The sequence below is a fragment of the Agreia sp. PsM10 genome (assembly GCF_030433855.1).
Taxonomy (GTDB): Bacteria; Actinomycetota; Actinomycetes; order Actinomycetales; family Microbacteriaceae; genus Agreia.
Window position 1 is genome coordinate 1 of the sequence record NZ_JARUXC010000029.1, and the last position, 1,626, is coordinate 1,626.

At 69.9% G+C, this 1,626-nt stretch carries 1 protein-coding gene; it reads left to right on the forward strand.

Features of this window, described 5'->3' with window-relative positions:
- Window positions 1-213: 213 nt before the first annotated feature.
- The gene (locus tag QCD70_RS18960) at window positions 214-1,509 is read left to right on the forward strand and encodes a sugar ABC transporter substrate-binding protein (protein ID WP_301219173.1); all 1,296 of its coding nucleotides are present in this window, start codon (window positions 214-216) and stop codon (window positions 1,507-1,509) included.
- Window positions 1,510-1,626: the final 117 nt, after the last annotated feature.

Below are 1,626 nucleotides of genomic sequence, written 5' to 3' on the forward strand. Positions count from 1 at the left end.
CGCCCCCCCCCCCCGAGGGCGCCCCCCGCGCGCGCGCCGCCCCCCCCCCCCCGGGGGGCGGGGGGGCCCCCCCCCACCCCCCCGCGGGGCCCCCCCCCCGGGCCCCGCCCCCCCCCCCCCCCCCACTTCCTGCTTCGCGACCGCTGGAACGGCCGCGAAGATCGGCGCTTCGTCGATCGAAACCCCACCCAACCGAATAAGTAAGGAAAGAGAATGCGACACGCAAAGAAGCGGCTGATCGTAGCGAGTTTACTCGCCACGAGCCTCGCGGCAGGCCTGGCAGGCTGCGCGACCGGCGGCAGCACAGGGACCGACGGCAAGAACGGTGAGTTGACCCTGTGGACCCACAACGGCGGCAACACCGAGGAGCTCGCCGCGATCCAGGCGATCGTCGACGGCTACAACGAGAGCCAGAACAAGACGACGGTGAAGGTCCAGGCCTTCCCGCAGGCCTCCTACAACGACTCGGTCGTCGCCGCCGCTGCATCGGGCAAGCTGCCCTGCATCGTCGACATCGACGGGCCGAACGTGCCGAACTGGGCATGGGCAAAGTACCTCACGCCACTCGACCTCAGTGTCGACCTCGACGAGAACCTGCCCAGCACCCTCGGAGTATGGAACGGGGACACCTACTCCGTCGGCTACTACGACGTCGCACTGGCGATGTTCGCCCGCAAGTCCGTGCTCGAAGACGCGGGTATCCGCGTCGCGACCATCGACGAGCCGTGGACCAAGGACGAATTCTCCGACGCCCTCGCCGCCCTCAAGGCCGAGGGGAAGTGGGACAACCCGCTCGACATCGGAACGGCCGACGTCGGCGAGTGGTACCCCTACGCCTTCTCGCCGTTCCTGCAGTCCTTCGGTGGCGACCTGATGAACCGCGACGACTTCCAGTCGGCGGACGGCGTGCTCAACGGACCCGAGGCGCTCGAATGGGCCGAGTGGATGCAGTCGCTCGCCGACGACGGATACGTCGCGGCCAAGAGCGGCGCAGACTCGTCCCTCGACCTTCAGAACAACGTCACCGCCATCCAGTACGGCGGCAGCTGGGCGGCATCCGCCCATGCCGAGGCCATCGGTGACGACCTCGCCGTGATGCCATCGGTCGACCTGGGCGACGGAGTGAAGGTCGGCGGCGGATCGTGGCAGTGGGGCGTGACCACCGGCTGCGCCGACCCGGAAGCGGCGATGGACTACCTGTCGTACTCGCTGTCGCCGGAGAACATCGCCGCGGTATCCGTCGCAACCGGAACGATTCCCGCGACGGAGGCAGCCGCAGCCCTGGTCCCCGGATTCGAGGAGGGCGGCAATCTCGCCATCTTCCGTGAGTTCTCGCAGAAGTTCGCCGTCCTTCGCCCTGAAACACCGGCGTATCCGTTCATCGCGACCGAGTTCACCAAGGCGACCCAGGACATCCTGAACGGTGGCGACCCCCAGCAGTCTCTCGATTCCGCGGTGAAGGCCATCGACGCCAACATCACATCCAACGGCGGCTACACGCAGAAGTAGTCGGTCGCGGGGGGGGGGGGGCCGCGCGCGCCCCCCCCCCCCCCCACCCCGCCCCCTGACCCCCCACCCCCCCCCCCCCCCCCCCCCCCCCACCCCCCCGCGCGCCCCCCCGCCCCC

Excerpts from the sequence above, each read along its gene's own strand:
- QCD70_RS18960 (WP_301219173.1), top strand. The coding sequence starts at position 214 with ATGCGACACGCAAAGAAGCGGCTGATCGTAGCGAGTTTACTCGCCACG.